Genomic DNA, 2,154 nt, shown 5'->3' on the forward strand with positions numbered 1-2,154 from the left:
GTGAAGGGGGCTGGCGGGGGGTTTCCGGTGGTGGCCTGGTCGCCGTGCAGGTGCTGCCAGACGTCGTCGGCGGGGCGGGTGAGCTGGCGTTCGAGGCGGACGGTGTCGCCGTCGACGGTGGCGGGGTCGAGGCCGAGGATGTGGATGTAGTCCTCGTGCAGGCGGGCCATCTTGGCGGAGTCGTGGTGGAAGGGGCGCTCGTCGAGGTGGGCGAGCATGGCGATGATGCAGGTGTGCCAGCCGGTGGTGAAGCTGGCGGCGCCGTGGCGGTCGGTGAAGGTGTGGGTGAAGGTGAGCAGGGTGCGGTCGGGGCCGTCGGGCTGGAGTTCCCAGCGCAGGTGGTCGTCGCCCCAGGTGTGGGCGAAGACGTGGGGTGGGTCGTTTGCGGTGATGCGGCCGTCGGGGCCGAAGCTGTAGGCGATGCGGTCGCCGTCGATGGTGACTTCGGCGGGGAACCAGGCGGCGAGGTGTTCGGGTTGGGTGATGGCACGCCAGACCTTGTCCGGGGGGTGGGGAGGCGGCGTTGCATGCGGACGGTGGTGCGGCCGTCGGGGTGGAGGGTGAGGGTTTCGTTCATTGGTCGTCGTCCATGGTGTGGAGGTGGTTTTCGAGGCGGTCGAGGCTCTGGTTCCAGAGTTTGCGGTAGGGGGTGAGCCAGGCGTCGATTTCGGCGAGGGGGGCGGGGCGGAGTTCGTACCAGCGGCGTTGGGCGTCTTTTCGGACGGTGACGAGTCCGGCTTCGCGTAGGGCGCGCAGGTGTTTGGAGGTGCCGGGCTGGGTGAGGCCGAGGTGGTCGGTGAGTTCGCCGACGAGGCGGGGGCGTTCGAGCAGCAGGTCGAGGATCTGCCGTCGGGCGGGTTCGGCTAGCACGTCGAAGCGCATGCCCGTGAATATACTCGCCCGGTTATATGCCCGCAAGGGTATGTGTTAGGTGGTGCGGCGGGCGTTGGCGTGGATGGCCTGGCGCAGATAGCCGGCCAGGCCGGGCGCGAGGGCGTCGAAGGCGGCGGTGAAGCGGGGGTCGTCGACGTACAGGTCGCCCAGGCACCGGTGGATGTCGTGGTCGCAGTCGTAGAACCAGCGGGTGATGTGGCCGCGGTGGCGTTCGGCCAGGTCCATGGCGGGTTCGCCGTCGGCGGGCAGGCCGGCTTCATAGGCGGCGACGAGGTCGTCATTGATGGCGGCGGCCTCGGCCTTGAGCTCGAGCCAGTCGGCTTTGGTGTAGCCGGCGACGCGGCGGCGGCTTTGGGCGTACAGGTGGCTGTCGCCCCAGCGGCGTTCGGCTTCGGCGTCGTGGTCTTCGGGGCGGAAGTCGCCGAAGATGTCGAAGCGTTCTTCGGGGGTGAGGGGGATGTTCATGGTGTGGGCCTGTATGGCGCGCTCGACGGCGGCGATGACCGTGTCGAGGTGCTGGGCTCGGCGGGTGAGAAGTTCGTGCTGGCGGCGCAGGTGGGTGAGCTCGTCGGCGTGGGGTTCGTCGAGGATGACAGCGATCTCTTCGAGGGGGAAGCCGAGTTCGCGGTAGAGGAGGATCTGCTGCAGGCGGACGAGGTCGGCGTCGGTGTAGCGGCGGTAGCCGGCGTGGGTGCGTTCGCCGGGGGTGAGCAGGCCGATCTCGTCGTAGTGGTGCAGGGTGCGTACGGTGATGCCGGCGAGCCTGGCGACCTGCCCTACGGAGAAGCTCATGGTCTCTACGATGCAGGCTGACGTGGCGTGAGGGTCAAGCGGGCTGGACTCTCCCATGGGGGGAGGGGCCATGCTGGGGGCGTGGACGAGGATCTGCTGCCGATCGGGCGGTTCGCCCGGCTTGGACGGTTGAGTGTCAAGCAGTTGCGGCACTACGACGAGCTGGGGTTGCTGCGGCCGGCGTACGTGGACGCTGAGACCGGTTACCGGTTTTACCGGGCGTCGCAGGCGCGGGAGGCGTTGTCGATCGGGTTGTTGCGGTCGCTGGATGTGCCGTTGCCGGTGGTGGCTCAGGTGCTGTCGGGTGCGCCGGGGGGGCTGGAGGGGGTGCGCGACGAGCTGGAGGCGGAGTTGGCGCGGCGTCGGCGTACGTTGTCGGCGCTGGAGCGGGTGATGGCCGAGGGGTTGCCGTCGGCGCAGGTGCGGGTGGTGGGCGAGCCGTCGCGGCGGGTGGCGGTGGTGCGGGAG

The 2,154-nt window shown here is 69.5% G+C and carries 4 protein-coding genes and 1 pseudogene; 1 reads left to right on the forward strand and 4 read right to left on the reverse strand.

Going from position 1 to position 2,154, the window contains the following annotated elements:
- The 4 genes and pseudogenes from EJK15_RS76035 to EJK15_RS68940 form a co-directional block, all read right to left on the reverse strand.
- Nucleotides 1-218, reverse strand: a 218-nt coding sequence (locus EJK15_RS76035) for a hypothetical protein (protein ID WP_240778145.1), incomplete at its 3' end; no start/stop codon positions are given.
- 51 nt (nucleotides 219-269) lie between these two features.
- Nucleotides 270-485 (reverse strand): annotated as a pseudogene (locus tag EJK15_RS78420) (SRPBCC domain-containing protein); the annotation flags it as partial.
- 88 nt (nucleotides 486-573) lie between these two features.
- Complete coding sequence (locus tag EJK15_RS68935) at nucleotides 574-882, reverse strand: ArsR/SmtB family transcription factor (RefSeq protein ID WP_138720871.1); 309 nt, start codon at nucleotides 880-882, stop codon at nucleotides 574-576.
- A 45-nt stretch (nucleotides 883-927) separates the two neighbouring features.
- Nucleotides 928-1,686: a MerR family transcriptional regulator gene (locus EJK15_RS68940; protein ID WP_138720872.1), complete on the reverse strand. Its 759-nt coding sequence runs from the start codon at nucleotides 1,684-1,686 to the stop codon at nucleotides 928-930.
- A gap of 81 nt (nucleotides 1,687-1,767) precedes the next feature.
- Here EJK15_RS68940 and EJK15_RS68945 point away from each other — a divergent pair.
- Nucleotides 1,768-2,154, forward strand: a 387-nt coding sequence (locus tag EJK15_RS68945) for a MerR family DNA-binding transcriptional regulator (RefSeq protein WP_138720873.1), incomplete at its 3' end; no start/stop codon positions are given.

The sequence above is a fragment of the Nonomuraea basaltis genome, from assembly GCF_005893125.1.
In the GTDB taxonomy this organism is placed as follows: domain Bacteria; phylum Actinomycetota; class Actinomycetes; order Streptosporangiales; family Streptosporangiaceae; genus Nonomuraea; species Nonomuraea basaltis.

Excerpts from the sequence above, each read along its gene's own strand:
- EJK15_RS68935 (WP_138720871.1), bottom strand. The coding sequence starts at position 882 with ATGCGCTTCGACGTGCTAGCCGAACCCGCCCGACGGCAGATCCTCGAC.
- EJK15_RS68940 (WP_138720872.1), bottom strand. The coding sequence starts at position 1,686 with ATGAGCTTCTCCGTAGGGCAGGTCGCCAGGCTCGCCGGCATCACCGTA.